This is a genomic window from Streptomyces sp. JJ36 (assembly GCF_021696945.1).
Classification (GTDB): domain Bacteria; phylum Actinomycetota; class Actinomycetes; order Streptomycetales; family Streptomycetaceae; genus Streptomyces.
Genome location: NZ_JACYHE010000013.1, coordinates 57,205 through 82,366, shown reverse-complemented (window position 1 = coordinate 82,366; position 25,162 = coordinate 57,205). Strand labels below are relative to the sequence as shown.

Genomic DNA, 25,162 nt, shown 5'->3' with positions numbered 1-25,162 from the left:
GCGCCGGGCGCGGGGAGTCCTCGTGGTTCCACCCGTCGTCAGTGATCGTTCTCACGTGCCGCTCCGGAGCGCTCGTTCGGGTCGGGTGTTCCGTCCCGCCGCCCGTCCTGGCGCGGCGCGTCGGGGTCGAAGGTGACCGGCAGCGGGTCGGCGGTCTCGCCGGTCGGGGGGACCTGGAGGCTCTTCAGGGAGAACTCCATGACCTCCTTGAAGACCGGGCCGCACACGTCGCTGCCGAAGTAGCTGCCCTTGCGGGGGTTCTGCACGGCGCAGTAGACGGTGACGCGGGGCTTGTCCGCGGGGGCGAAACCGGCGAAGGAAGCGGTGTAGCCGCGGTAGCGGCCGGTTTCGGGATCCACCCGGTTGGCCGTCCCGGTCTTGCCGGCGACCCGGTAGCCGGGGATGCGGGCGGGGCTGCCGGTGCCCTCGTCGCTGGCGACGACCGACTCCAGCATCCGGGAGAGGGTGCGGGCGGTCCGGGTGCCGACCACGCGCCGCTCGTCCGGCGCGGGGGCGGCCGTGAACCGCCCGTCCGGCCCGGTGGTGCCGCGGACCAGGGTCGGCTCCAGCCGGACGCCGCCGTTGGCGACGGTGGAGTAGATGGAGGCGGCCTGCACGGCGTTGAGCGAGACGCCCTGGCCGAAGGGGATCGTGTACTGCTGGGAGGCGGACCAGTCCTCCGGGGCGGCGAGCAGGCCGGGGGTCTCGCCCGGGAAGCCGAGGCCGGTGGGCCGGCCGAGGCCGAACTTCCGCAGGTAGGAGTGGAGCACCCGGTTGGCCTCCTTCCGGGTCTCGCCGAGCTGTTCGGTGGCCAGGATGGTGCCGATGTTGCTGGACTTGGCGAGTACGCCGTTGAGGGTGAGGTACCAGGTCGGGTGGTCCACGTCGTCCGCGAAGGCGCGGTCCGCCCGGGGCAGCCGGTTCGGCACGGTCACCCGGGTGCGCGGGGTGGCGACGTTCTCCTCCAGGACCGCCGCCATCGACATCACCTTGGCCGTGGAGCCGGGCTCGTAGGCGTCCTGGAGGGCGCCGTTGCCCAGGGTGGCGCTGTCCGCGCGGCGGATGTGGTTGGGGTCGAACCCGGGAGCGTTGGCGAGGGCGAGGAGCTCGCCGGTCCCCGGGTCCTGCACGACGACGTAGCCGCCGTCCGCCTCGGACTCCCGCACCTGCTCGGTGATGGCGCGCTGGGCCGCCCACTGGATGTCCCGGTCCAGGGTGAGCCGGACGTCCGAGCCGGGCACGGCAGGCTGCTCCCGCTCGCCGGCGGTGGGGACCTGACGGCCGGCCGACTGCGCGTAGGTGATCTTCCCGTCCTCACCGGCCAGCGTCTCCTGGAGCTTGGCCTCCAGGCCGCCGCCGCCCTCGCCCGCGGCGTTGACGAAGCCGAGGACACCGGCGGCGAGTTCGTTGTTCGGGTAGACCCGTTTGGCGTGTTCCTCGGCGTAGACCCCGGCCAGGACGTTGTGGCCGTCGCCGTTCGCGGCCTTGTCGGCGAGGGCGCCCTTGAGGTCCTTGATCTGCCGCCAGGTCTGCGGCGTCCGCTGGCGGGCGAGGAGCACATAGCGGGTGTTCTTCCGGGCGAGCTTGCGGGACAGCTCCTTGCGCCCGGTGCCGAGGACGGGCGCGAGCAGGTCGGCCGCGCGGGCGGGGGCGTCCCGGACACCGGTCTGCTCGCGGGTGAAGAGGTAGGGGTCGGCGGTGATGTCGTACGCGTCCACGGTGGTGGCCAGCGGGGCGCCGTCCCGGGCGGACATGGTGCCGCGTTCGGCGGCGAGCGGCACCGTGATGTAGCGGTTCACTGCCGCCTTCGCGGCGTAGGCGTCGGCGTCCACGGCCTGCACCTGGAGCAGCCGCCCGGTGAAGACCAGGGCGACGACGGTGATGAGAATGCCGATCAGGCGCAGCCGGGGCCGGGCGCGGGCCAGGCGCAGCGGCCGGCCGGGGCCCGCGGGGTGGGAGCGGCCGGCTCCGGTCCGGCGGGCCGCCGGGCCGGCGGAGCCGCGTGCCGTGCCGCCGGCGCGGTCCCGGACGGTGCGGGCTGCGGCACTCCGGGCCGTGCGCCCGCGCGGGGCACCCTCCCGGGACGTACGCTCCGGGGTCCCGCGCTCCCGTGCGGGACGGCTCCGGGCGGGACGGGGGACGCGGCGCGGCGGCCGCGGGCGCTCGCTCATCCCTCCTCCCCGGCGGGCGCGGGGCTGCCGCGCACGGTGCCGTCCGGCGCGAGGAACACGGGCGGGCCGCCGGGGACCATGCCCAGCTCGCGGGCGCGTTTCTCCAGGGCCGCGGGGTCGGAGTAGGAGGCGATCTCCTGTTCCAGTGCCTGCTCCTGCTCGTCCAGCTCCCGGGTCTCCTGCTCCAGCCGGGTGACCTGGAAGGAGCCCTGGTTGAGCGAGGCGTTGAGGTAGAGCAGCGTCAGCAGCCCGGAGCCGAGCAGCACGACCACCAGCAGCACGAAGGGCGTCCGGGCCGCGCTGGAGCCGCCGGCCGGGACCAGCCGGGCCAGCCGGGCGAGACGCTGTTGCGGATTCACTCAGGCCACCTCTCTGATGCGCTCGGCGCCGCGGAGCCGCGCGGGCGCGGCCCTGCGGTTCTCCGCGACCTCCTCCCCGGTGGGCAGCTCGGCGCCCCGGGTGAGCAGGCGCAGGCGCGGCTGGTACTGCTCCGGCACGACGGGCAGGCCGGGCGGCGCGGTGTGCGTCGCCCCGGCCGCCAGCACCCGCTTGACCAGGCGGTCCTCCAGCGAGTGGTAGGAGAGCACGGCGATGCGCCCGCCCACGGCGAGCGCGTCGACGGCCGCCGGCAGGGCCCGCTGCAGCACCTCCAGCTCGCCGTTGACCTCGATGCGCAGGGCCTGGAAGGTGCGCTTGGCGGGGTTGCCCCCGGTGCGCTTGGCGGCCTGCGGCAGGGCGTCACGGATCACCTGCACCAGCCGGGCGCTGGTGCGGAAGGGCTCGCCGGCGCGTTCCCGGACGATCGCCGCCACGATCCGCTTGGCCTGCTTCTCCTCGCCGTACTCGCGCAGAATGCGCACCAGCTCGCCGGGGGGATAGGTGTTCAGCACCTCGGCCGCGGCGACGCCCGTCGTCCGGTCCATGCGCATGTCCAGCGGTGCGTCCCGGGCGTAGGCGAAGCCGCGCTCGGCCTCGTCGAGCTGGAGCGAGGAGACGCCGAGGTCGAAGAGGACGCCCTGCACGCGGGGGCGGCCGAGGCGGTGCAGCACGGCCGGCAGCTCGTCGTAGACCGCGTGCACCAGGGTGGTGCGGCCGGCGTACGGCGCCAGCCGCTCACCGGCCAGCTTCAGCGCGTCGGTGTCCCGGTCCAGGCCGATCAGCCGGACCTCCGGGAGGGCGGCGAGCAGCGCCTCGCTGTGGCCGCCGAGGCCGAGGGTGCAGTCCACGACCGTCGCGCCGGGCTCCCGGAGGGCGGGGGTGAGCAGGTCGAGACAGCGTTGCCGCATGACCGGGACGTGTCGCTCGTTCGTACTCATGTGCCCTCTCAGGTCCGGCGGGCACCACGGCCTGGCCCTTCGGTCACGCCCCGTCGCTCATGCCGCCGGGTCCCCGCCCGCTCAGCGGGGTACGTCGTCTGGCGCCGGGGAAGAGACGTCAGCCGACCCGGAGCGGGAGGAGGCCGGGCCGCACGAGCCACACGCCTGCACCCGCCTGCTGCGGGTGCACCCACGTGCACGAGGGATCCGGGATGTGTGGGGGGCGTCACGCCTCCCACTTCGCGTCACTTTAGTCCACTCGTCCCCGCGGTCAACAACGGACCGGGGCGCGTCCCGGCAGGGGCGTACGCACGACCGGAGCAGCGCCGGTCCCACTGTGGAGTAGGTCACACGGCTGCCGGGTTGACCGGCTTTGCCCGGGCTCCGGGGAGGCCGGTGCGGAACCGCCCGTCTACCGTCGTACGCATGACCTCCTCAACCCCCTCGCGTGAAGACACGGTCACCGACGAGCTCGTCGCCGCCAACGCACGGTATGCGGAGAAGTTCACCGACCCCGGCATGGACGCCCGCCCGGTCCGCCGGGTCGCGGTGGTGGCCTGCATGGACGCCCGTCTGGACCTGCACCGGGCACTGGGCCTGGACCTGGGCGACTGCCACACCATCCGCAATGCGGGCGGCGTGGTCACCGACGACGTGATCCGCTCCCTGACGATCAGCCAGCGCGCCCTGGGCACCCGGTCGGTCGTGCTGATCCACCACACGGGATGCGGTCTGCTGAACCTCACCGAGGACTTCCGGCACGACCTGGAGGACGAGGTGGGCCAGCGCCCCTCCTGGGCGGTCGAGGCCTTCAAGGACCTGGACGCGGACGTGCGGCAGTCGATGCGGCGGGTGCAGACCTCGCCGTTCCTGCTGCACACGGACGACGTACGGGGATTTGTCTTCGACGTGCACACCGGCCGGCTCCGGGAGATCGGCCCCGGGATCGATCCGCAACGGTGACGCGAACGCCCCTCGACATGAAGAATGGGCCAAGTGACAACGTATGACGAACACGTGAGCCTCAGCGATCTGACCACCACCGCGGACCAGGTCCGCCACTCGGTGGAGAGCGTTCTCGAGGGCAAGCCGGAGGTGGTGCGGCTCTCGCTGACCGTGCTGCTGGCCGAGGGGCACCTGCTCATCGAGGACGTGCCCGGGGTGGGCAAGACACTGCTCGCCAAGGCACTGGCCAGGTCGATCGACTGTTCGGTACGGCGGATCCAGTTCACCCCCGACCTGCTGCCGTCCGACATCACGGGCGTGAGCGTCTACGACCAGCAGCGCCAGGACTTCGAGTTCAAGCCGGGTGCCATCTTCGCCCAGATCGTCATCGGGGACGAGATCAACCGCGCCTCCCCCAAGACGCAGTCGGCGCTGCTGGAGTCCATGGAGGAGCGCCAGGTCACCATCGACGGGCAGACCTACGCCCTGCCCGACCCGTTCATGGTCGTCGCCACCCAGAACCCGGTGGAGATGGAGGGCACCTACCCGCTGCCGGAGGCCCAGCGGGACCGCTTCATGGCCCGGGTCTCCATCGGCTACCCGAGCCCGGCGGCCGAGCTGGAGATGCTGGACGTGCACGGCGGCGCCTCACCGCTGGACAAGCTGCAGCCGGTGGCGCACGCGCACGACATCGTGCAGCTCGTGGAGGCGGTGCGCGGTGTGCACGTCTCCGACCCCGTGCGCCGGTACGCCGTCGAGCTGGTCTCCGGCACCCGCTCCCACCCCGAGCTGCGGCTCGGCGCCTCACCGCGCGCCACGCTCCAGCTCCTGCGGGCGGCGAGAGCCGGCGCCGCCCTGTGCGGCCGCGACTACGTCCTCCCGGACGACGTGCAGTCCCTCGCCGTGCCGGTGCTGGCGCACCGGCTGCTGCCCACCGCCCAGGCCCAGCTCAACCGCCGCAGCGCCGAGCAGCTCGTCACCGAGATCCTCCAGCGCACCCCGGTCCCCACCGGGACGCCTCAGGGCACCGCCGTCCCCGAGTACGGCCGGCGGCAGCAGCGGGGCTTCTGATGTCCGGCGCCCCGGGCCCGGACCACGAACAGCACCGGGGGTCGCTACGCACCGCGCTGGCCGGCCTCACCACCCGGGGCCGGTCCTTCCTCGCGGCGGGCGTCGCCGCAGGCGTCTGCGCGTACGTCCTGGGCCAGGCCGACCTGCTCCGGGTCGGGATGCTGCTGGCGGTGCTGCCGCTGGTCTGCGTGCTGGTGCTGCACCGCACCCGCTACCGGGTGGCGGGCTCCCGGCGGCTGTCGCCGGCCCGGGTGCCGGCCCGCACCGAGGCCCGCGTCCAGCTCCGCGTGGACAACGTCTCCCGGCTCCCCACCGGCCTGCTCATGCTGCAGGACCGGGTGCCCTACGTGCTGGGGCCCCGCCCCCGCTTCATCCTGGACCGGGTGGAGCCGGGCGGCCGCCGCGAGGTGTCCTACCGGGTCCGCTCCGACCTGCGCGGCCGCTATCCGCTGGGGCCGCTCCAGCTCCGGCTCACCGACCCGTTCGGCATGTGCGAGCTGACCCGCTCCTTCAGCCAGTACGACACGCTCACCGTGGTCCCGCGCACCGAGCCGCTGCCGCCGGTGCGGCTCGCCGGGGAACACGGGGGGCACGGCGACGGGCGGCAGCGGGCGCTGGCCCTGGCCGGGGACGACGACGTGATCCCCCGCGGCTACCGGCACGGCGACGACCTGCGGCGGGTCCACTGGCGCTCCACGGCGCGCCACGGACAGCTGATGGTGCGCCGCGAGGAGCAGCCGCAGCGGCCCCGCTGCACGGTGCTGCTGGACACCCGGCGCGCCGCGTACGCGGGCTCGGGCCCCGACTCGCCCTTCGAGTGGGCCGTGGAGGGCGCGGCCTCCGTCTGCCTCCACCTGCTGGAGCGCGGCTACGCGGTCCGGCTGATCACGGACACCGGCCCCGCCGCCCCCGGCCTGGAGGGCTCCGGCTTCGGCGGCGACTCCCCGGACCTCGCCGGTCTGCTGCTGGATGCCCTGGCCCTGGTCGAACACTCGGCCGAGCCCGGGCTCTCCCGCGCGTACGACGCGCTGCGCGGCGGCACCGGCGGCCACGAGGGACTGCTGATCGCCTTCCTCGGCACCCTGGACGCGGAACAGGCGCACTTGCTGTCCCGGATGCGGCAGCGCGCCCACCGGGCGGTGGCCTTCGCCGCCGAGCCCGGTGCGGAGGACGGCGAGAGCCCGCCGGCGACCCTGCGGGAGGCGGGCTGGACGATGGTGCCCGGCGGTCCCGGCACGCCGATGCGGGAGGCGTGGCACGAGGCCGACACGGCGATGGCGAAAGGGCTGGACCGATGACCGGACGGGGACGCCTCGCGGTGTGTGCGGCGGTGGCCGCGCTCGCCGCGGCGTGCGCGCTGCTGCCGCTGGTGACGCCCGCGACCTGGCTGCTCCAGGTGGCGCTGCTGGTGGCCCTCCAGACGGGCGTGGGGGCCGCGGCCCGGCGGGTGCCGCTGGCCCGGCCGCTGACGATCGCGGCGCAGGTGACCGTCTCGCTGCTCGCCCTCACCGTGGCCTTCGTCCGGGACGAGGCGATCCTCGGCGTCCTGCCGGGGCCCGAGGCCCTCAGCCGGTTCGGCGCACTGCTCGAACAAGGCAGCACGGACGTCGGACGGTACGCCATCCCCGCGCCGGTCACCGACGGCATACGGCTGCTGCTGGTCGGCGGGGTCCTGGTGATCGCGCTGCTGGTGGACGTGCTGGCGGTGACCTACCGGAGCGCCGCACCCGCCGGGCTGCCGCTGCTGGCGCTGTACTCGGTGGCCGCGGGGCTGTCCGAGGGCGGCGCCCGCTGGCTGTGGTTCCTCTGCGCGGCGGGCGGCTACCTGCTGCTGCTCCTCGCGGAGGGCCGGGAACGGCTGGCCCGGTGGGGACGGGTCTTCTCCGAACGCGGCGGACCGGGCCGCACCGCGTACGAGCCGGGCGGCACCGGCCCCGCGGTCGCGCCGGTGCGCACCGGGCGGCGGATCGGCGCCCTGACGCTGGGCCTGGCGCTGGTGGTGCCCGCCCTGCTGCCGTCCCTGGGCAGCGGCCTGCTGGACTCGCTGCGCGGCACCGGCGGCACCGGACCGGGCGACGGCACGGTCTCCGCGGTGAACCCGCTGGTCGCCCTCCAGGACAGCCTCAACCAACCGGAGAACCGGACCGTCCTCACCTATGTCACGGACAGCCCCGCGCCGCAGGAGATGTATCTGCGGATCGTGGCGCTGGACCGGTTCGACGGCTCCTCCTGGAAGCCCTCGGAGCGGCGCATCACCGGCGTACCGGACCGGCTGCCGCCGCCGCGCGGCCTGGACCCGGGCGTACGGACCCGCCGGGTGACCACGGAGTTCACCGCGGCCGAGTGGTACGCGCAGGACTGGCTGCCCATGCCCTTCCCGGCCAGCCGGGTCTCCGTCGACGGCCGGTGGCGCTACGAGCCGGAGGGGCGCACCCTCGTGGGCGACGACGGCCAGACGACCCGGGGCGCGCGCTACCGGGTGGAGAGCCTGCTGGTCGAGCCGACGGCGGAACAGCTCGCGCAGGCGGGCGAGCCGCCGGCCGCGCTGACCGCGGAGTACACCCGGGTCCCCGACTCGCTGCCCGCGCTGGTGCAGCGGGAGGCCCGGCGCATCACCCGCGCCGCGGAGAACGACTACGAGCGGGCGGTGGAGCTCCAGGAGTGGTTCACCCAGGAGGGCGGCTTCAGCTACGACACCGAGGTGCGGGCCGGCAGCGGCTCGGCGGCCATCGTCAACTTCCTGGAGCAGAAGGAGGGCTTCTGCGTCCACTTCGCCTTCACCATGGCCGCCATGTCCCGGACCCTGGGCATCCCCGCCCGGGTCGCCGTGGGCTTCACCCCGGGCACCCAGACCTCCGGCGAACGGCTGGCCGTCGGGCTGCAGGACGCGCACGCCTGGCCCGAGCTCTACTTCGAGGGCGTGGGCTGGACGCGTTTCGAGCCGACCCCGAGCCGCGGCCTGACCCCCTCCTACGCGCTGCCGGAGTCCGGCGACCTGTCCGGCGAGGGGGACAGCGGGGTGCCGCAGCGCCCGGAGGTGCCGAGCGAGTCGCTGCCGGAGCCGTCCGCCACGGAGGAGTGCACGGTCGAGCAGAAGCGGCTCGACCCGCAGTGCGGGCAGGCGCTGCCCGCGCCGGGAGGTGGCGGCACGGGGCGGGACGGGCCCGGTCCGGTGGTGCTGCTGGCGGTCCCCGTGGGCCTGGTCGCGGCAGGCGTGCTGCTGCTGCCGCTGCTCTGGCGGGTCCGCGTGCGGGCACGGCGGCTGGGCGTCCCCCGGTCCGCGTACGCCGCCGGGCGCGGCCGGAAGACCGGGGCCGGCGGCCCGGGCACGGCCTCTTCCGGCGATCCGGAGGCTGCCGCCGCGGAGGATGCCACGGAAGGAGCCGCGGCGGGGACCGCGGACGGCGCCGCACAGGGCTCCGGGGCGGGCGCCGGGCTCCCGGGGCGGGCCGGTGCGGTCACCGCCCCGGAGGACGCCGAGGCGGCCCGCCGGTGGGCACAGGCCGCCTGGCGCGAGCTGCTGGACAGCGGCTGGGACTACGGCATCGTGCCCGACGAGTCCGCCACGCCGCGGAAGGCGGCCGAACGGCTGGTACGGCTCGGCGAACTCGGCCCGGAGCCCGCGGAGGCCGTCCTCCGGGTGGCGCACGCCGTGGAGCAGGCCCTCTACGCGCCCACGGTACGGCCCGTGCCGGGGCTGCCGGACGACGTACGGCGGGTGCGGGCGGCCCTGCGTGACCAGGCGTCACGGGGGGTACGGGTGCGGGCACTGCTGCTGCCCCGTTCCTCCATTCGGGTGATCTGGGCGGCCGCGGACCGCTGGACCGCGGTGACCCACCGCTGGCGCAGCCTGCTGCGGGCCCGTCCCGCCCGCTGAGAGCCCCCGGCAGTGCTTCCCCGCGGGGGCCGGTGTGCGGTCGCCCGGCCCCCGCGCCGGGCAGGGCGGCCGCGAGGCGCTGTGCCGGGCGGCCCCGCGCCGGAGGGCAGATCCGAGGGCCGCTGCGCGGCGGGCCGGGCGCGGGAACAGCGAAACCGCCGCACTGCGGAGCGGTGCGGCGGAAGGCGGAGGACGGTGGAGCAGGCGGCTACTGGTCGCGCTCGTCGCGCCGCCGCTGCCAGCGCTCCTCGATGCGGGTCATCATGGAGCGCCGCTGCCGGGCCTGCCGGCGCTGCCGACCGCCGCCACCGGGGGGCGCGCCCGCCCCGGCTGTCGCCTGCTCCTCGCCGGGCTTCGGCGCCTTGCGCCAGCTCGTGACGGCCAGCACGGCGCAGCCCAGCATGACGAGGAAGCCCACGACGCTGACCCAGATCTGCTGCGCGACCATACCGGCCATGAGGAGTCCGATACCCACCAGGAAGCCCGCCACCGCCTGGTAGACCCGCTTGCGGGTGTACGTGCGCAGCTCACTTCCCTCGAGCGCTGTCGCGAACTTGGGGTCTTCTGCGTACAGCGCTCGCTCCATCTGCTCGAGCATGCGCTGCTCGTGATCAGAGAGCGGCACGGCGTCCTCCTACTCGTCGGTCGCGGGGGCGACCGGGTGCGACCCTTCAAGGATAGGCAGGGAATCGCCCCCGTGAAACCCGCCCTCTACGCCAATTCCTCCCACCTGGACCGGGATGTCGGGCAGGTGCGTCGGTCGGTGCATTCCGTGCATTCCCTCACCGCCTTTCCGTCATGCCGGAGGGCGATGCCTCGATCATACGGCGCACGGGCGGCGAACGGGTGAGCCATCGGTCACCCCACGGAAGCGGGCAGCTCCGCGAGGATGTGGAGCCGGGTCGCGACCGACTGGAAGGCCGGGAGTTCGGAGGCGGCCGCCTCCAGCCTGGCCAGCGCCTCCTGGGCGTCCGGCTCGGTGTCCACCAGGGCTCCCGGGACGAGATCGGTGAAGACCCGCACGCCGTGCACCGCGGCCACCTCCATGCCGGTGGCGGTCACCAGGGCGGTGAGCTGCTCGGGGGTGAAGCGGCGCGGCATCGGGTCGCCCTCGCCCCAGCGGCCGTCCGGGGCGGTGAGGGCCAGCCGCGCCTCGGTGAAGTGGCCCGCCAGCGCGCGGGCGACCACGGCGCCGCCGAGGCCGGCGGCGAGCAGGCTGAGCGTGCCGCCCTCCGGGCGCAGCGCGTCGACGACGTTGCGCAGCCCCTCGGCGGGATCGTCGACGTACTCCAGGACGCCGTGGCAGAGGACGACGTCGTACCCGCCGCGCTCGGCCACCTCGAACAGGCCGTGGGCGTCGCCCTGCACACCGCGCACCCGCTCGGCGACGCCCGCCTCGGCGGCCCTGCGCTCCAGTCCGAAGAGGGCGTTGGGGCTCGGGTCCACCACGGTCACCCGGTGACCCTGCCGGGCGACCGGCACCGCGAAGCTGCCGGTGCCGCCACCGGTGTCGAGGACGTCGAGGGTCTCCCGGGCCGCGCTCCCGGCACGGCGGTCGAGCGCGTCCCGGAGCACCTCCCAGACCACGGCGGTACGGAGGGAAGCGCTGGGGCGGGACATGACGGGTGCTCCTCGGCGGCTCAACGTGCGGGCGGTCCCCACCCTATGACCTCCGCACCGAGGAACCGAGCCTCGGCAGGGGGATCGCCTCCGGCGCGCGCGGGGCCCCCGGTGCCGCGTGGGAGACCGCGACGGCCCCGTGCCGCGACGCGTCCGGCTGCCGGCCGTGGTACGGCCGGCTCCCCCGCTCCGCACCGAGGCGCGGGGCTCTGTTGCACGGCCCACCCCAGGGCGGGCCCCGGGCCCTCCGGGCCGTACGGATCAGCGCCGCCCGCGGCACGCCACCGCGGCGGGAGGCGGTTCCCGTGGCGTCGCGCCGAGGCGGCAGGTCCCGCACGGCGCACCACCACGCGGGCGTCGCGATGCCCGCAGGGCAGGCCACGGGGACTCCGCCGGACACCACCGTCCGGCGACCGCCGTGGGGCGGGCCCTCCGCGAGACGCCGCTCCCACGAGCCCCCGCGCTGCCGCAGTCGGACATGCCGCCAGGCCCTCGGGCGACCCGCCATGGCGGCGGCAGACAGTCCCCCGGCGCCGCGCCGGGGCGCCGGGAAGCCGGCCTCCCGCGGACCCCGGGCCGTGGGACGGGCGGTGGCCCGGACGGCCCCCGGGGACGTCAGCCCGCGCGGGGCTGCGGCTCGTCCACCGGGGCCACCCGCGGCTGGGGCAGCGCCGGCTGGTGCACCAGCATCCGCTCCACCAGACGCAGGAACACCCCCGCCTCCCGCACCAGGTCGTCCGCGTCGCGCCACGTCGCGGCGCCCGCTATCCCCGCCTCGGCGCGGGCCCGGCGCCGCGCCCCGGAGGCGAAGAGCGCGCTCCACTCGGTGAGCTCGGGAGCGGCCTCCGGGAGCACCTCCCAGGCGCTGCGTATACGGGCCCGGCGGCGCGGTGTGGTCTCCGGGCGGCCGCGCACCGCGAGCACCGCGGCGGCGGTGCGCAGCGCGGCGAGATGTGCCGCGGCATAGCGCTCGTTGGGCGTCTGGTGGCTCACGGCTTCGTCCAGGCCGTGCTGTGCCTGGGCCAGCAGGTCCAGCGCGGCGGGCGGGGCGCTCGCGCGGCGCAGGACGGGATGGACATCGCTCGGGGGCCCGTGCATGGCGAACCTCCTGTCGTCTGACGGCTCCGTCTCTTCGGCCGTATGCAGACATCGTTGCCCATGCCACTGACAATCCGTGCTGACCTGCGCAAACGGCACGTCCGGTGGCCGGTCGGGCGACGGGGCACAGCATGTGCCATGCCTCGGTGGGACCGGGCCGGTGTGGCGGGCGTGCGCCGTGCCGGCCGCTTTCACCGCGGCCGCCCTCGCGCTCACCGCGCTCGCGGCCCCCCGCAAGCAGATGTGGACCCTGGACCGGCTGCATCCGCCGATCAGCCGCTGAACGCCGGGTCTGTGACAATCATCGCCATGCAGACCAGCACGCGCCGGAGCACCACCCGTCAGCGGCTCTACGAGGCGGCGGTGACGCTCATCGCGGAACAGGGCTTCTCCTCCACCACGGTGGACGAGATCGCCGAGCGCGCGGGCGTCGCGAAGGGGACGGTCTACTACAACTTCCGGAGCAAGAACGAGCTCTTCGAGGAGCTGCTGCGGCACGGCGTGGAGCTGCTGACCGCGGACCTGGCCGAGGCCGCCGACCGCACCGCCGCGGCGGGCGGGAGCCGGGCCGACGCGCTGGACGCGATGATCCGCGCGGGGCTGGTCTTCGTCGACCGCTGTCCGGCCTTCACGCAGCTCTACGTCGCGGAGCTGTGGCGCACCAACCGTGCCTGGCGGCCCACGCTCATGGTGGTGCGCCGGCAGGTCGTCGCGGTGGTCGAGACGGTGCTGCGGGAGGGGGTGGCCGAGGGGGAGCTGAGCGGCGAGATCGACATCCCGCTCACGTCCGCGGCCCTGGTCGGCATGGTCCTGGTGGCGGCGCTGGACTGGCAGGCGTTCCAGCCGGAGCGCTCGCTCGACGAGGTGCACGGCGCGCTCTCCCTGCTGGTGCAGGGACGCGTCGGCGGGTGCGCGCCGTAGCGCGCACCCGCCGGATCCCCCTGGGGGCGCCCCCCGTTGTGCCTCCCCCGCGCCCCCGTGCGGTCTCCCCCTTCTCTTCCCCGTCGGCGGTCCGGCCGGCGTCGTTCCGCCGCCCCGTGCCGGCGGTGCGGCGCCGTCTTCCCGCCATGCCCTCACTCTGCCGTCCGGGCCGGGAGCGGCCCATCCGCGCGGCTACTCAACCGGTCGCCTGAGTATCCGTACTCAGGCGTGGGTACCGGCGCCCACCGCGGCCCCGCCCCGCCCCCGCCGGGCGACGGGCGCCCGGTTAGAGTCGCCGCTCATGGCACGTATCGCGGTGATCGGCGCCGGAATGGGCGCGATGGCGGCCGCCGCCCGGCTGGCCACGGCGGGACACGACGTCACGGTGTACGAGCGCGGGGAGACCTACGGCGGCGCGGTACGCCGGTTCGAGCGGGACGGCTTCCGCTTCGACACCGGACCCGGGCTGCTGCGGCTGCCGGCGGTCTACCGCGACCTGTTCGTCAAGACCGGCCGGGAGCCGCTGGAGCGCTGTGCCGAGCTGGTCCGGGTGGACCCGGCGGCCCGGCACGTGTATGCCGACGGCACGGCCGTCACCCTGCCCGGCGCCTCCCGCGGCGGCGTGACCGAGGCGCTGGACCGGGCCTTCGGCGCCGGGTCGGGCGCCCGGTGGAGCGCCCTGCTCAACCGCGCCCGGGACACCTGGGAGGCGACCCGGCGGCCGTTGCTGGAGGAGCCACTGGTCCCCGGCGACGGTGTGCCGCAGCGGGATCCGTACCCGGCGGTCCGCCGCCGCGGGCTGCTCCGGCGCCGCCCGCCGACGCTGGCCGAGGCGGCCGCGAGCGAGCTGCCGGACCCCCGGCTGGCGGCGCTGCTGGAGAGCCACGCGTGGGCGTACGGGCTGGACCCGGCGCGCGCCCCGGCCGGAGCCGCCGTGCTGGCCTACCTGGAGGACGCCTTCGGGGTCTGGTACGTGCGCGGCGGCATGCGGGAGCTGGCCCGGGCGGTGTACGAGCGCTGCCGGGCGCGCGGGGTGGAGTTCCGCTTCGGCACCGAGGTGCGGGTCCGGGCGCACGACGGCAGGGTCACCGGAGTGGAGTGCGCGGACGGCACGGCCGCGGCGGCCGGCGCCGTGGTCTCCGGCGCGCCCCCGGCGGCGCGCGGGACGGAGACGGCCGGGGCGGCCGCCCGCTTCACGGTGCTGCTCGCGCTGCGCGGCGCCCGCCCGGCCGGTACGCCGCACCGGACCGTGGTGCACGGCGGGGCGCGGCCGGTGACCGTGCTGCGTCCGGACGACCCGGAGCTGTGCCCCGGCGCCGGGTACCAGACCGCGGTGCTGAGCACCGTGGTGCCCGGCCCGGTCGCGACGCCCGGCGAGCTGGCGGACACCCTGACCGCCGCGGCGGACCGGGCCTGTCCGGGTCTCGCCGCGCAGGTGCTGTGGCGGGTGCTGCGGACGCCGGAGGACGCCGCGGCGGAGACCGGGGCACCGGACGGCCTGGTGCCGCCGCCCGCACTGGCGGGTGCGGGCGGCGGTCTGCTGCGGGGGCCCAACCGGGCGGGGCCGGAGGGCCTGTACCGGGTCGGCGGCTGGGCCCATCCGGGGGGCGGGCTGGCGCACGCCGGGATGTCGGGGGCGCTCGCCGCCGGGCTCCTGGTGGAGGGCGACGACTGGCGGGGGTCCCGGTAGGACGGCCCGGGGCCCGGGAGGGCGGGCCGTTCGGGGTCAGTAGCCCCGCTGCTCGTCGTAGGAGTAGCCGGTGGGGTCGTAGGAGTAGCCGGTCGCGTCGTAGCCGTAGGGCTGGTGGCCCGGCGGCTGGTGACCGTCCGGGTACGGGTAGGGCTCCTCGGCCGGCAGGCCGCCCGGTTCCCGGTGCTGCTCCCGCTGCTGCGGCACCCAGACGCCGCCCGGCGGGGTGCCGGGGTCCTGCGGTGCGTACGGGGCGTAGGAGTCGTGGGGACCGTAGGAGCCGTAGGACGAGCCGTACGCGTCGTACGGCTGGTACGGGCTCTGCCCTGTGTACCCGGTGCCCTGGCCGTCGGTGCCGTAGCCGGCGGCGTACCCGTCCGTGCCGTAGCCGGTGCCGTAGCCGTCGGCGGAGGAGCCGGAGAAGTGGTCCCCGGAGGAGTAGTCCCCGGCGGGGTAGCCGTCCGCGCCGTAGCCGACGGGCGCGTGGCCGGGTGGTGCGGGGATGCCGCCCTGGGGGTCGAAGCTGACGGAGCCGGCGTAGCCGTCGTAGGGCTGGTAGCCGGCGGTGGCGTACTGCCCGGCGTGTGCGGGGTCCTGACCCGTGTCCTGGCCGGCCGGGTGGGGATCGGCCCAGGCCGCGTACTGGTGCTGGTCCTCGGGCCCGTGGCCGTAGCCGCCGGGGAACGTCGGTGCGGGCCGGTCTTCCGGCCCGTCGGAGAAGAGCTGGTCGCCGCGGTCGTAGACGCCGTACTCGCCGGTCTCGTCGGGGAGCGGCTCCGGGGCGTAGGCGGGCGGCTCCCAGGAGTCCTGGCCCTCCGGCAGCTCCGGCGCGCCGGTGCCGGCGTCGTACGGCTGCGAGGCGTCGGCCACCACCTGGGTGACCTCCAGGACCGGGGGCTCGTCCGCGGCGGCCGGCTGGGCGCCGCGGCGGCGCCGGCTGGACCCCGGCATGCCGCCGAGGGCCCAGCCGGTCGAGAATCCCCGCCGGTAGGAGAGGGTCACGAACGTCTGCCCGACCGCGAAGGCCATCGCGCCGAGCGTGATCACGAGGACGGAGGAGAGGGCCACCACGCCGATCACCACGGTGACGAAGCCGGCGAAGGCCAGCACCCGCCACCGCAGTCTGGCCTTGTACTGCAGCAGCACCTCACCGAGGAGCCACAATGCGACGATTCCGAACGCTATGTACAGGATCGTCCAGAGCATGTACGCCCCTCTTCCCGCTGCCGCTCAGCTCATGGACTGCTCGTGGAGTCCCAGATTCTCGTAGATTTCGAGCGTCGCCGTGGAGTGGTTGAGGGTAATGAAGTGCAGACCGGGGATCCCCTCGGACTGCAGCCTCGCACAGAGCTCCGTGGCGTACTCGATGCCGATCGAGCGTACCGCCGCGGGATCGTCCTGCACCGCCAGGATGCGCTCGGCGAGTTCCGGCGGGAACGACGCGTTGCTGAGCTGCGCGAAGCGCTCGATCTGGCGGACGTTGGTGACCGGCATGATCTCCGGGATGATGGGCACGTCGCAGCCCTGCGCGGCTGCGCTGTCCCGCAGCCGCAGGTAGTCCTCGGCGTAGAAGAACATCTGCGTGATGGCGTAGTCCGCCCCGGCCCGGCACTTCTCGACGAAGTACCGCACGTCGGTGTCCCAGTCGGTCGAGCGCGGGTGCATCTCCGGGAAGGCCGCGACGCCGACGCAGAAGTCGCCCGACTCCTTGATGAGCTCGACCAGTTCGGAGGCGTAGTCGACGCCCTCCGGGTGCTTGACCCACTCGCCCATCGGGTCGCCGGGCGGGTCGCCGCGCAGCGCGAGGACGTTGCGGATGCCGGCGTCCGCGTACTGGCCGATGACGTGCCGGAGCTCGGCGCGCGAGTGGTTGACGGCGGTCAGGTGGGCGACGGGGGTCAGGGTGGTCTCGTTGGCGATCCGCTCCGTGTTCCGCACCGTGCCCTCACGGGAGGAGCCGCCCGCTCCGTAGGTCACCGAGACGAAGGTCGGCGAGACGGCCTCGATGCGGCGCAGGGCGTTCCAGAGGGTGCGCTCGCCCTTCGCCGTTTTCGGCGCGAAGAACTCGAACGAGTACGAACGCCGCCCGGACGCGAGCAGATCACGGACGGTCGGTGGTCGGTCTGTCCTGGTGAACGGGGTACCAAGGGCCATGTGTGCAGGTTAACGGGCCACGCAAGACCACCCCCGGCCCCGACGGCCGCTATGCCCCTTCCGTCCGTTCTGCGGGCGCCGGATGTCCATCCAGTGGACGCTCCCGCAAGCGCCGTGCCAGCTCCGCGGCAGCGGCGCCCGGATCCTCGGCCTCGGTGATCGCCCGTACGACGACCACGCGCCGGGCCCCGGCGTCCAGCACCGCGTCCAGTGTGCCGGCCTCGATCCCGCCGATGGCGAACCAGGGACGGGCGGGAGCCAGCGAGGCGGCGTACCGCACCAGCGGCAGGCCCGGCGCGGCGCGCCCCGGCTTGGTCGGGGTGGGCCAGCACGGGCCGGTGCAGAAGTAGTCCACGCCCGGCTCGCGGACGGCGGCGTCGACCTCCGCGGGCGCGTGGGTGGACCGGCCGACCAGCACGTCCTCCGGGCCGGGCCCGAGCAGGGCGCGGGCGGCGGGCACGGGAAGGTCCCGCTGGCCCAGGTGCAGCACGTCGGAGCCGGCGGCGTGCGCGACGTCCGCGCGGTCGTTGACCGCGAGCAGGGCGCCGTGCCGGCGGCAGGCGTCCGCGAGGACGGCGAGGTGCTCCAGCTCCTCCGCGGCCTCCATGCCCTTCTCCCGGAGCTGCACGATGTCCACGCCGGAACCGAGCACCGCGTCCAGGAAGGCGGGCAGGTCGCCCTGGCGCTTCCGGGCGTCGGTGCAGAGATAGAGGCGGGCGCCGGCCAGCCGCTCGCGGGCGGTGCGTGGCACGTCGGGCATGGTGCTTCCCCCCCGGGGGGCGGGGCGCACGGGCCGCGGCGCGCGGCGGCCCGTGCACCGTGGTGTGCGGTGGACGATGCGGTGCGATGCCGCCGGGCGGCCCGCGGCCGCCGTCAGACGGCCAGAGCCTGTGCCCGGCGCTTCACCTCGGTCCCGCGATTCTCGCGCAGGGCCTGCACGGGAGTGCCGGGCAGGGTGTCGTCCGGGGTGAAGAGCCACTCCAGCATCTCCTCGACGGTGAAGCCGTCGTCCTTGAGGAGGGTGATGGTGCCGACCAGGCCCTTCACGATCTTCCCCTGCCCGATGAAGTCGGCGGGCACCTGGAGCACGCGGTTCTCACCGCGGCGCACGGCGATCAGCTGCCCCTCCTTGACGAGCTGGCGGACCCGGGTCACCTCGACGCCGAGCTGCTCGGCGATCTCGGGGAGGGTCAGCCAGGAGGGGACGAGCGCCTCGGTCTTCGTGTCAATCTCGGTCACGTGACCCAGCCTGCCACCTGCCGCCGACAGCCACTACCGCACGGCCTTCTTCAGGGCGACGCCGGCGTCCGTCAGCAGCTCCGGATCCAGCCGGGCGCCGCGCTCGATCAGCCGGCGCCCCTGGGCGAGATCACGCGGCCGGCCGACAGCGAGCAGGGCGACCAGCACGCCGTCCCGCAGCCAGCAGACGGACCAGGCGGGTTCCCCGGGGTCCCCCCGCCAGACCAGCCGGTCACCCTCCGTGTGGTGCCCCGCGTACTGGACGAAGCGGCCGAACTGCTCGGACCAGAAGTACGGCACCGGATCGTAGACCGCCTCCTCCGCAGGGCCCGCCCCGCGGGCGTCCGCCAGCAGGTTCGCGGCCGCCACCACCGGGCTCTGCAGGGCGTGGTCCCAGTGGTGCACCAGCAGCCGGGCGCCGTAGCGGGCGGAGGGGAAGGAAGCGCAGTCACCGACCGCGTAGACCGCCGGCACCGAGGTGCGCAGCCGGTCGTCGGCGCGCACCGAGCCGTCCGGGCAGAGTGCGACACCGCTGCCGCGCAGCCAGGCGGTCGCGGGCCGGGCCCCGATGCCGACGACCACCGCGTCGGCCGGCAGCCGCTCCCCGCCGGCCAGCACCACCGCCCCGGGCTCCACGGCCGCCACGGCGGTGCCGGTACGCAGCCGGGCACCGCTCTCCGCGTACCAGCCGCGCACCGCGGCCGCGACCTCCGCGGGCAGCGCCCCGGGCAGCGGCCCGGCCGCGGCCTCCACCACGGTGACCTCGCAGCCGGCCTCCCGCGCCGCGGTGGCGAACTCGGCGCCGATCCAGCCGGCGCCGACCACCACCAGCGTGCGGCGCTCCTCCAGCACCGGCCGGAGCCGGGCGACGTCGTCCAGGGTGCGCAGCACATACACACCGGGCACGCCCTCGCTGCCGGGCAGCGACACCGGCTCGGCACCGGTGGCCAGGACCAGCCGGTCGTACGGCACCGGGCCGCTCGCGGTCTCCAGCACCCGCTCCTCCGGGTGCAGCCGGACGGCCCGGCGGCCCAGCTCCAGCTCGACGCCGAGCGCCGCGAAGTCGATGTCGAAGGCCGAGCCCTCGGCCTTGCCGAGCAGCACCGCCTTGGACAACGGCGGCCGGTCGTAGGGCGGGTGCAGTTCCGCGCCGAGCAGTCGCACGCGCCCGCGCCAGCCCTGCTCGCGGAGCTGCACGGCGGTCTGCACGCCCGCCATGCCGGCGCCGGTGATCACGACCTGCTGCTGCGCCTCGGGCGTCTCGCTCTCCCTCACCAGATCACTGTAGACCGGCGGGTCCGGCGCGGGTGGTGCGCCGTGCGGCCGGGCCCCGCACCGGCCGCCCCGCGGGGCTCCCCTTACCGGCCGCTCCGCCGCCGCAGTAAGGTGGCGGGCGTACGTCACCACGCGGGAGCCCGGACGCACCGGGCTGAGAGGGAGGCTGGCCGGCCTCCGACCGTACGAACCTGATCCGGGTCATTCCGGCGAAGGGAGGAGCGGCACACCCATGCGCACCGGCAGTCCGCCCGACGTCCTCGTCCTCGGCGGCGGCCTCATGGGGCTGGTCACCGCCTGGCGCGCCGCGCAACGCGGCCTGCGGGTCACGGTCGCCGATCCGGAGCCCGGCGGCGGCGCCGCCCGGGTGGCGGCCGGGATGCTGGCCCCGGTCACCGAGCTGCACCACGGCGAGGAGCGGCTGCTGGCCCTCAACCTGGCCTCCGCGCGCCGCTATCCGGAGTTCACGCGGGAGCTGGAGGAGGCGAGCGGGCGGCGGATCGGCTACCGCGCCTGCGGCGCCCTCGCGGTGGCCTTCGACGCCGACGACCGCGCCCAGCTCCGCGAGGTGCACGCGCTCCAGCAGCGCTGCGGCCTGGACGCGGAGTGGCTCAGCGGGCGGGAGTGCCGCCGGCTGGAGCCGATGCTGGCGCCCTCCGTCCGCGCCGGGGTGCGGGTGGACGGCGACCACCAGGCCGACCCGCGGCGGCTGGGGGCCGCGCTCCTCGCCGCCTGCGAGCGGGCGGGAGTGGTCTTCCACCGCGCCGCGGCCGCGCGGCTCTCGGTCTCCGGCGACCGGGCCGCCGGCGCGGTGCTCGGCGACGGCACCGCGCTCTCCGCCGGGCAGACGGTGCTGGCCACCGGCTCCTGGAGCGGGCGCCTCGACGGCGTCCCCGACGGCGTGCTGCCGCCGGTGCGGCCGGTGAAGGGGCAGGTACTGCGGCTGCGGGTGCCGCGGGCGGCGGCGCCGTTCCTCTCCCGCACCGTCCGGGCCGTGGTGCGGGGCGCCCCGGTCTATCTGGTGCCGCGTGCCGACGGCGAACTGGTGGTGGGCGCGACCAGCGAGGAGCTGGGCTGGGACACCACCGTGACCGCCGGCGGCGTCTACGAACTGCTGCGGGACGCCCGTGCGTTGGTGCCGGGCATCACCGAACTGCCGCTGACCGAGGCCCAGGCCGGGCTGCGCCCCGGCTCGCCCGACAACGCCCCGCTGCTCGGTCCCACCGCGCTGCCGGGACTCCACCTGGCCACCGGCCACCACCGCAACGGCGTCCTGCTCACCCCGGTCACCGGGGACGTACTGGGCGAGGCGCTGGAGACCGGTGAACTCCCGGACGCGGCACGGCCCTTCTCCCCGCGCCGGTTCGCCACCCCGGCCGCGCCCGGCGGCGCGGCACCGCAGACTCCGCACTCCGAGGAGCGGCCCGCATGACCGACACCGTGCACATCACCGTCAACGGCGAACCCCGGGAGCTCGGCGGGGAGCCCACCCTCGGCCGGCTGGTGGCCACGTTGACCACCGCGCCGTCCGGGGTGGCGGCCGCCGTCAACGAGGCCGTGGTGCCGCGTGCCCGCTGGGACGGCACCCGCCTGGCCGAGGGCGACCGCGTCGAGATCCTGACCGCCGTGCAGGGAGGCTGAGGACATGGCAGACGATCCGCTGGTCATCGGCGACACCGCCTTCGACTCCCGGCTCATCATGGGCACCGGCGGCGCGCCCAGCCTGGAGGTCATGGAGCGCGCGCTGCTGGCCTCCGGCACCGAGCTCACCACCGTGGCGATGCGCCGGCTGGACCCGACGGTGCAGGGCTCCGTCCTCTCGGTGCTGAGCCGGCACGGCATCCGGGTGCTGCCGAACACCGCCGGCTGCTACACCGCGGGTGAGGCGGTGCTGACGGCGCGGCTCGCCCGGGAGGCGCTGGGCACGGACTGGGTGAAGCTGGAGGTGATCGCCGACGAGCACACCCTGCTGCCGGACCCGGTCGAGTTGCTGGACGCCGCCGAGACCCTGGTCGACGAGGGCTTCACGGTGCTGCCGTACACCAACGACGACCCGGTGCTGGCCCGGAGGCTGGAGGAGGCCGGGTGCGCCGCGGTGATGCCGCTGGGCTCCCCGATCGGCTCCGGCCTCGGCATCCGCAACCCGCACAACTTCCGGCTGATCACGGAGCAGGCGCGGGTCCCGGTGATCCTGGACGCCGGGGCGGGCACCGCCTCCGACGTCGCGCTGGCGATGGAGCTGGGGTGCGCCGCGGTGATGCTGGCCTCGGCGGTCACCCGGGCCCAGGAACCGGTGCTGATGGCGGAGGCCATGCGGCACGCGGTGACGGCCGGGCGGCTGGCCCACCGTGCGGGGCGGATCCCGCGGCGGCACTTCGCGGAGGCGTCCTCGCCGGTCGAGGGTGTGGCGGCGCTGGACCCGGAGCGCCCGGCCTTCGGCTGAGCCGGGCCCGGGGGCGTGAGCGAGTCTCCGCCCGGGCCCGGGGCGCCGTGGCCGCGGAGTCGTACGCGCCGTGTCACCGTTCTGCTGCAGGACGGCCCTGCTCCGGCACGGGGCGGCGTGGCGGCCGGAACCCGGCTCGTAGACTCTGCGCCGTGGACACCACCCTTCGCGACCCGCTCATCGGTCAGGTTCTCGACGGCCGTTACCGCGTCGACGCGCGGATCGCCGTGGGCGGCATGGCCACCGTCTACCGGGCCCTGGACACCCGCCTGGACCGGGTGGTCGCGCTGAAGGTGATGCACCCCTCGCTGGCCGCCGACGCGGTCTTCGTGGAGCGCTTCATCCGCGAGGCCAAGGCGGTGGCCCGGCTCGACCACCCGAACGTGGTCGGCGTCCACGACCAGGGCGCGGACGGCGCGCACGTCTATCTGGCCATGGAGTACGTGGCCGGGTGCACCCTGCGGGACGTGCTGCGGGACCGGGGCGCACTGCGGCCGCGGGCGGCGCTGGACGTGCTGGAGCCGACGCTCGCCGCGCTGGGCGCGGCCCACCGCGCCGGGCTGGTGCACCGCGACGTGAAACCGGAGAACGTGCTGATCGGGGACGACGGCCGGGTCAAGGTCGCCGACTTCGGGCTGGTCCGCGCGGTGGGCAACGAGACCTCCTCCGGCATGACCTCGATCATGGGCACCGTCTCCTACCTGGCGCCCGAGCAGATCGAGCACGGCCAGGTGGACACCCGCTCCGACCTGTACGCGTGCGGGGTGCTGCTCCACGAGATGCTCACGGGTGACAAGCCGCACACCGGGGAGACCCCCGCGGAGGTCCTCTACCGGCATCTGCACACCCCGATGCCGGCCCCGTCGGCGGCCGTTCCCGGGCTGGCACCGGAGCTGGACGCGCTGGTCGCCCGGGCGACGGCCCGGGAGCCGGAGGCCCGGCCCGGGGACGCCGTCGCGCTGCTGGCGGAGGTCCGGGCGACCCGGGCCGCCCTGGGCGACGCGGAGCTGGACCTGGCCCCGCCGCAGGAGGCCGGGGGCGGCCCGCGCGCGGTGCCGGTGCCGGCCGGGGGCGGGGACGGCCGCACCGCCCGGGCCCCCCGCAGCGTGGCACCGGAGGACGACGGCGCCGGGGACCGTACGACCGTGCTGTCCCGCGTGCCGGCCGGCGGCCCGGGAGACGACGGCGTGGACCGCACCTCCCGGCTTCCCACCCCGCCCGGCGGCCCGTCCGGGGAGCCCCCGGAGGGCCCGGCGGGCGGGAGGCGGCGGCGCGCCCCGCGCCGCTCGCTGCTGGTGCTGCTCGGCGTGGTGCTCGCCGCCCTGCTGGGCACGGCCGTGTGGTACGTCAACTCCGGCCAGTTCACCCGTACGCCCGCGGTGCTCGACATGACCGAGGCGGAGGCCCGGAAGGAGCTCGCGGAGGCCGGGCTCGGGGTGCGGGTCGAGCGCGACCACAGCCTGAAGGTGGAGCGCGGCCGGGTCGTCGAGAGCGATCCGGCACCCGGCGCGCGGATCCGGGACACCGGCACGGTGACGCTCGTGGTCTCCCGCGGCCCCGAGCTGGTGAAGGTGCCGGAGTTGTCCGGCACCCCGCTCGCAGACGCCCGGCGGCAGCTCCGGGACGCCGGGCTGGACCCGGGTCGGGTCACGCGCCGGTTCGACGCGGAGACCGCTCAGGGCTCGGTGGTCCGCACCGAGCCCGCGGCCGGCACCGAGCGGCGGCCCGGCTCGGCGGTGGCCCTGACCGTCTCCAAGGGCGAGAAGACCGAGATCCCGGAGGTCACCGGCCAGGACGCGGAGGACGCCCGGGAGGAGCTGCGCGAGGCGGGGCTGACGGTGCGCCTGGCCGACGAGCGGGTGTTCTCCGAGGAGGAGAAGGGCGCCGTCGCCCGCCAGTCCCCGGAGGCCGGGGCGACCGCCGCGCGCGGCGACACCGTGACCCTGACCCTCTCCAGGGGCCCGGACCTGGTGGCGGTCCCGGACGTCGAGGGGAAGGGCCTGGACGAGGCGCGGCGACTGCTGGAGGACCAGGGGTTCACCGTGACCGTCCGCCGCGTCTTCTTCGGGGACACGGTCTTCAACCAGTCCCCGGACGCGGGCGACGAGGCGCCCCGCGGCTCCGAGGTCACCCTCTGGGTGCGCTGACCCCGAACATCCGGGCAATTCGGACTGTTCCGGCGCGGGTCCTCAATGGGTGTTTTCCCAGTTTTCCCCTCACGCAACGTGCGTAACGGACGACCCGGCGTCTATCCGGACGGGTCCCGCTGTGACACCGCGCATAGGACCCACGTCACGTACGAAGAAAAGTAGTGGACCCACCGCGGCTCGCTGACCGGTGAAAACGCCCCGGAACAGCGCCGCACCCCTTTCCTGACGCACGACAGCGGATAGTACGTCACATTTTTGATTACTGAATTTGCGGGCTTTAACAATTGCCGTCGTTCGCATGGCGCCGTGAGACCGAACGCGGCGTGTCCGCCCGCCCGGCTCTGCGACGTACGCAACGGAAAGGTCCGCTCGCACACATGCTCAGCAACATTCCGCGCTCTCTCCGCTCTCTCCGCTCCCTCCGGCTCCGTTCCCCCCGGGCCACGCGCTACTCCGCGGCCGGCGTCGCCGCCGCGGGGGCGGCCGCCATGGCCCTGACCCTGGTGCCCGGCTCGGCCGACAGCGGCAGCGCCGACCAGAGCCCCGCGGCCAAGGTCTCCTCCGTGCCGACCGCGTTCACCGGCCAGAGCGGCCATGCCGAGGCCCAGAAGGAGGGTGTCGCCAAGCAGCTCGACACCGTCCGGGAGGAGATCAAGGCCGAGGCCGTCGCGGAGAAGAAGGAAGCGAAGAAGGTCGCGGCCGAGAAGAAGGCCCAGGCCGAGAAGAAGGCGGAGGCCGAGAAGAAGGCCGAGGCCAAGGCCAAGGCCGAGAAGGCGCGCCAGGAGAAGCAGGCCGCGCGCAAGGCCGAGCGGGCGGAGGTGGAGAAGAAGTCCGCCAAGCCCAGCTACCCGGACAACCTGGACGGCTGGATCCGTGAGGCGCTGGCCATCATGGACAAGCACGACATCCCCGGCACCTATGAGGGCATCCACCGCAACATCATGCGGGAGTCCAGCGGTGACCCGCGGGCGATCAACAACTGGGACATCAACGCCCGGAACGGCGTGCCCTCCAAGGGCCTGCTCCAGGTGATCAAGCCCACCTTCGACGCCTACCACGTGCCGGGCACCGCCTGGGACCAGTACGACCCGGTCGCCAACATCGTCGCCGCCTGCAACTACGCGGCGGACCGGTACGGCACGATCGACAACGTGGACTCGGCCTACTGAGCCCGCACCCCGCTGGGATACTG

22 protein-coding genes and 1 riboswitch are annotated in these 25,162 nt (G+C 75.3%); of the genes, 11 read left to right on the top strand and 11 right to left on the bottom strand.

Going from position 1 to position 25,162, the window contains the following annotated elements; all coding sequences use genetic code 11:
- Window positions 1-38: 38 nt before the first annotated feature.
- Genes HOY81_RS08005 through rsmH form a run of 3 tightly spaced genes read right to left on the bottom strand, consistent with a single transcriptional unit; the run spans window position 39 to window position 3,487 of the window.
- Window positions 39-2,171 carry a penicillin-binding protein 2 gene (locus tag HOY81_RS08005; protein ID WP_237319534.1) on the bottom strand — a complete coding sequence of 711 codons (2,133 nt, stop codon included), beginning with the start codon at window positions 2,169-2,171 and terminating at the stop codon, window positions 39-41.
- The gene (locus HOY81_RS08000) at window positions 2,168-2,530 is read right to left on the bottom strand and encodes a septum formation initiator family protein (RefSeq protein WP_237319533.1); all 363 of its coding nucleotides are present in this window, start codon (window positions 2,528-2,530) and stop codon (window positions 2,168-2,170) included. Before HOY81_RS08000 ends, HOY81_RS08005 begins: the two co-directional genes overlap by 4 nt.
- Window positions 2,531-3,487: a 16S rRNA (cytosine(1402)-N(4))-methyltransferase RsmH gene (gene rsmH, locus HOY81_RS07995; RefSeq protein ID WP_237319532.1), complete on the bottom strand. Its 957-nt coding sequence runs from the start codon at window positions 3,485-3,487 to the stop codon at window positions 2,531-2,533.
- Between the two features lie 426 nt (window positions 3,488-3,913).
- On the opposite strand from rsmH, the gene HOY81_RS07990 reads away from it, so the two are divergent.
- The 4 genes from HOY81_RS07990 to HOY81_RS07975 are packed head-to-tail and all read left to right on the top strand — an operon-like array spanning window position 3,914 to window position 9,380.
- Window positions 3,914-4,450, top strand: coding sequence for a carbonic anhydrase (locus HOY81_RS07990; protein ID WP_237319531.1), 537 nt, complete (start codon window positions 3,914-3,916; stop codon window positions 4,448-4,450).
- Between the two features lie 33 nt (window positions 4,451-4,483).
- On the top strand, window positions 4,484-5,503 hold the full coding sequence (locus HOY81_RS07985; protein ID WP_237319530.1) for a MoxR family ATPase: 1,020 nt from the start codon (window positions 4,484-4,486) through the stop codon (window positions 5,501-5,503).
- Window positions 5,503-6,801: a DUF58 domain-containing protein gene (locus HOY81_RS07980; RefSeq protein WP_237319529.1), complete on the top strand. Its 1,299-nt coding sequence runs from the start codon at window positions 5,503-5,505 to the stop codon at window positions 6,799-6,801. Before HOY81_RS07985 ends, HOY81_RS07980 begins: the two co-directional genes overlap by 1 nt.
- Window positions 6,798-9,380 carry a transglutaminaseTgpA domain-containing protein gene (locus HOY81_RS07975; RefSeq protein ID WP_237319528.1) on the top strand — a complete coding sequence of 861 codons (2,583 nt, stop codon included), beginning with the start codon at window positions 6,798-6,800 and terminating at the stop codon, window positions 9,378-9,380. The genes HOY81_RS07980 and HOY81_RS07975 overlap by 4 nt, the downstream gene beginning before the upstream one ends.
- A gap of 208 nt (window positions 9,381-9,588) precedes the next feature.
- Here HOY81_RS07975 and HOY81_RS07970 read toward each other — a convergent pair whose 3' ends face one another.
- From HOY81_RS07970 to HOY81_RS07960, 3 genes are all read right to left on the bottom strand, one after another.
- Window positions 9,589-10,005: a DUF3040 domain-containing protein gene (locus HOY81_RS07970; protein WP_237319527.1), complete on the bottom strand. Its 417-nt coding sequence runs from the start codon at window positions 10,003-10,005 to the stop codon at window positions 9,589-9,591.
- 233 nt (window positions 10,006-10,238) lie between these two features.
- Window positions 10,239-11,000, bottom strand: coding sequence for a methyltransferase (locus tag HOY81_RS07965; RefSeq protein ID WP_237319526.1), 762 nt, complete (start codon window positions 10,998-11,000; stop codon window positions 10,239-10,241).
- Between the two features lie 615 nt (window positions 11,001-11,615).
- Entirely contained in the window at window positions 11,616-12,098 is a 483-nt protein-coding gene (locus tag HOY81_RS07960; protein ID WP_237319525.1) for an SAV_6107 family HEPN domain-containing protein, read from the bottom strand.
- Between the two features lie 309 nt (window positions 12,099-12,407).
- Between HOY81_RS07960 and HOY81_RS07955 the strand changes: the two genes are divergently transcribed.
- Together HOY81_RS07955 and HOY81_RS07950 are read left to right on the top strand one after the other, a co-directional pair.
- Window positions 12,408-13,019: a TetR/AcrR family transcriptional regulator gene (locus HOY81_RS07955; RefSeq protein WP_237319524.1), complete on the top strand. Its 612-nt coding sequence runs from the start codon at window positions 12,408-12,410 to the stop codon at window positions 13,017-13,019.
- Between the two features lie 301 nt (window positions 13,020-13,320).
- Entirely contained in the window at window positions 13,321-14,709 is a 1,389-nt protein-coding gene (locus HOY81_RS07950; RefSeq protein WP_237319523.1) for an NAD(P)/FAD-dependent oxidoreductase, read from the top strand.
- Between the two features lie 36 nt (window positions 14,710-14,745).
- Here HOY81_RS07950 and HOY81_RS07945 read toward each other — a convergent pair whose 3' ends face one another.
- From HOY81_RS07945 to HOY81_RS07925, 5 genes are all read right to left on the bottom strand, one after another.
- Window positions 14,746-15,915: a hypothetical protein gene (locus HOY81_RS07945; protein WP_237319522.1), complete on the bottom strand. Its 1,170-nt coding sequence runs from the start codon at window positions 15,913-15,915 to the stop codon at window positions 14,746-14,748.
- 24 nt (window positions 15,916-15,939) lie between these two features.
- On the bottom strand, window positions 15,940-16,863 hold the full coding sequence (gene metF / locus HOY81_RS07940) for a methylenetetrahydrofolate reductase [NAD(P)H] (RefSeq protein ID WP_237319521.1): 924 nt from the start codon (window positions 16,861-16,863) through the stop codon (window positions 15,940-15,942).
- A gap of 49 nt (window positions 16,864-16,912) precedes the next feature.
- The gene (gene thiE / locus HOY81_RS07935) at window positions 16,913-17,623 is read right to left on the bottom strand and encodes a thiamine phosphate synthase (RefSeq protein ID WP_237319520.1); all 711 of its coding nucleotides are present in this window, start codon (window positions 17,621-17,623) and stop codon (window positions 16,913-16,915) included.
- A gap of 113 nt (window positions 17,624-17,736) precedes the next feature.
- The gene (locus HOY81_RS07930) at window positions 17,737-18,102 is read right to left on the bottom strand and encodes an Rv2175c family DNA-binding protein (protein WP_237319519.1); all 366 of its coding nucleotides are present in this window, start codon (window positions 18,100-18,102) and stop codon (window positions 17,737-17,739) included.
- A gap of 33 nt (window positions 18,103-18,135) precedes the next feature.
- Window positions 18,136-19,320 (bottom strand): NAD(P)/FAD-dependent oxidoreductase, encoded by a 1,185-nt coding sequence (locus HOY81_RS07925; RefSeq protein WP_237319559.1) that lies wholly within the window; start codon window positions 19,318-19,320, stop codon window positions 18,136-18,138.
- 179 nt (window positions 19,321-19,499) lie between these two features.
- A riboswitch (TPP riboswitch) is annotated at window positions 19,500-19,612 on the top strand.
- On the opposite strand from HOY81_RS07925, the gene thiO reads away from it, so the two are divergent.
- From thiO to HOY81_RS07900, 5 genes are all read left to right on the top strand, one after another.
- A complete protein-coding gene (thiO, locus tag HOY81_RS07920) occupies window positions 19,610-20,809 on the top strand; it encodes a glycine oxidase ThiO (protein ID WP_237319518.1) in 1,200 nt (399 codons plus the stop codon). Its footprint overlaps the riboswitch before it by 3 nt.
- Complete coding sequence (gene thiS, locus HOY81_RS07915) at window positions 20,806-21,018, top strand: sulfur carrier protein ThiS (protein ID WP_237319517.1); 213 nt, start codon at window positions 20,806-20,808, stop codon at window positions 21,016-21,018. The genes thiO and thiS overlap by 4 nt, the downstream gene beginning before the upstream one ends.
- Window positions 21,019-21,022: 4 nt before the next feature.
- Complete coding sequence (locus tag HOY81_RS07910) at window positions 21,023-21,820, top strand: thiazole synthase (RefSeq protein WP_237319516.1); 798 nt, start codon at window positions 21,023-21,025, stop codon at window positions 21,818-21,820.
- Window positions 21,821-21,972: 152 nt separating this feature from the next.
- Complete coding sequence (gene pknB, locus HOY81_RS07905; RefSeq protein ID WP_237319515.1) at window positions 21,973-23,967, top strand: Stk1 family PASTA domain-containing Ser/Thr kinase; 1,995 nt, start codon at window positions 21,973-21,975, stop codon at window positions 23,965-23,967.
- Window positions 23,968-24,347: 380 nt separating this feature from the next.
- A complete protein-coding gene (locus HOY81_RS07900; RefSeq protein ID WP_237319514.1) occupies window positions 24,348-25,139 on the top strand; it encodes a transglycosylase SLT domain-containing protein in 792 nt (263 codons plus the stop codon).
- Window positions 25,140-25,162: the final 23 nt, after the last annotated feature.

Coding starts and splice junctions, on each gene's coding strand:
- HOY81_RS08005 (WP_237319534.1), bottom strand. CDS start 2,171: ATGAGCGAGCGCCCGCGGCCGCCGCGCCGCGTCCCCCGTCCCGCCCGG.
- rsmH (WP_237319532.1), bottom strand. CDS start 3,487: ATGAGTACGAACGAGCGACACGTCCCGGTCATGCGGCAACGCTGTCTC.
- HOY81_RS07990 (WP_237319531.1), top strand. CDS start 3,914: ATGACCTCCTCAACCCCCTCGCGTGAAGACACGGTCACCGACGAGCTC.
- HOY81_RS07980 (WP_237319529.1), top strand. CDS start 5,503: ATGTCCGGCGCCCCGGGCCCGGACCACGAACAGCACCGGGGGTCGCTA.
- HOY81_RS07975 (WP_237319528.1), top strand. CDS start 6,798: ATGACCGGACGGGGACGCCTCGCGGTGTGTGCGGCGGTGGCCGCGCTC.
- HOY81_RS07965 (WP_237319526.1), bottom strand. CDS start 11,000: ATGTCCCGCCCCAGCGCTTCCCTCCGTACCGCCGTGGTCTGGGAGGTG.
- HOY81_RS07960 (WP_237319525.1), bottom strand. CDS start 12,098: ATGCACGGGCCCCCGAGCGATGTCCATCCCGTCCTGCGCCGCGCGAGC.
- HOY81_RS07955 (WP_237319524.1), top strand. CDS start 12,408: ATGCAGACCAGCACGCGCCGGAGCACCACCCGTCAGCGGCTCTACGAG.
- HOY81_RS07950 (WP_237319523.1), top strand. CDS start 13,321: ATGGCACGTATCGCGGTGATCGGCGCCGGAATGGGCGCGATGGCGGCC.
- HOY81_RS07945 (WP_237319522.1), bottom strand. CDS start 15,915: ATGCTCTGGACGATCCTGTACATAGCGTTCGGAATCGTCGCATTGTGG.
- metF (WP_237319521.1), bottom strand. CDS start 16,863: ATGGCCCTTGGTACCCCGTTCACCAGGACAGACCGACCACCGACCGTC.
- thiE (WP_237319520.1), bottom strand. CDS start 17,623: ATGCCCGACGTGCCACGCACCGCCCGCGAGCGGCTGGCCGGCGCCCGC.
- HOY81_RS07925 (WP_237319559.1), bottom strand. CDS start 19,320: ATGGCGGGCGTGCAGACCGCCGTGCAGCTCCGCGAGCAGGGCTGGCGC.
- thiO (WP_237319518.1), top strand. CDS start 19,610: ATGCGCACCGGCAGTCCGCCCGACGTCCTCGTCCTCGGCGGCGGCCTC.
- thiS (WP_237319517.1), top strand. CDS start 20,806: ATGACCGACACCGTGCACATCACCGTCAACGGCGAACCCCGGGAGCTC.
- HOY81_RS07910 (WP_237319516.1), top strand. CDS start 21,023: ATGGCAGACGATCCGCTGGTCATCGGCGACACCGCCTTCGACTCCCGG.
- HOY81_RS07900 (WP_237319514.1), top strand. CDS start 24,348: ATGCTCAGCAACATTCCGCGCTCTCTCCGCTCTCTCCGCTCCCTCCGG.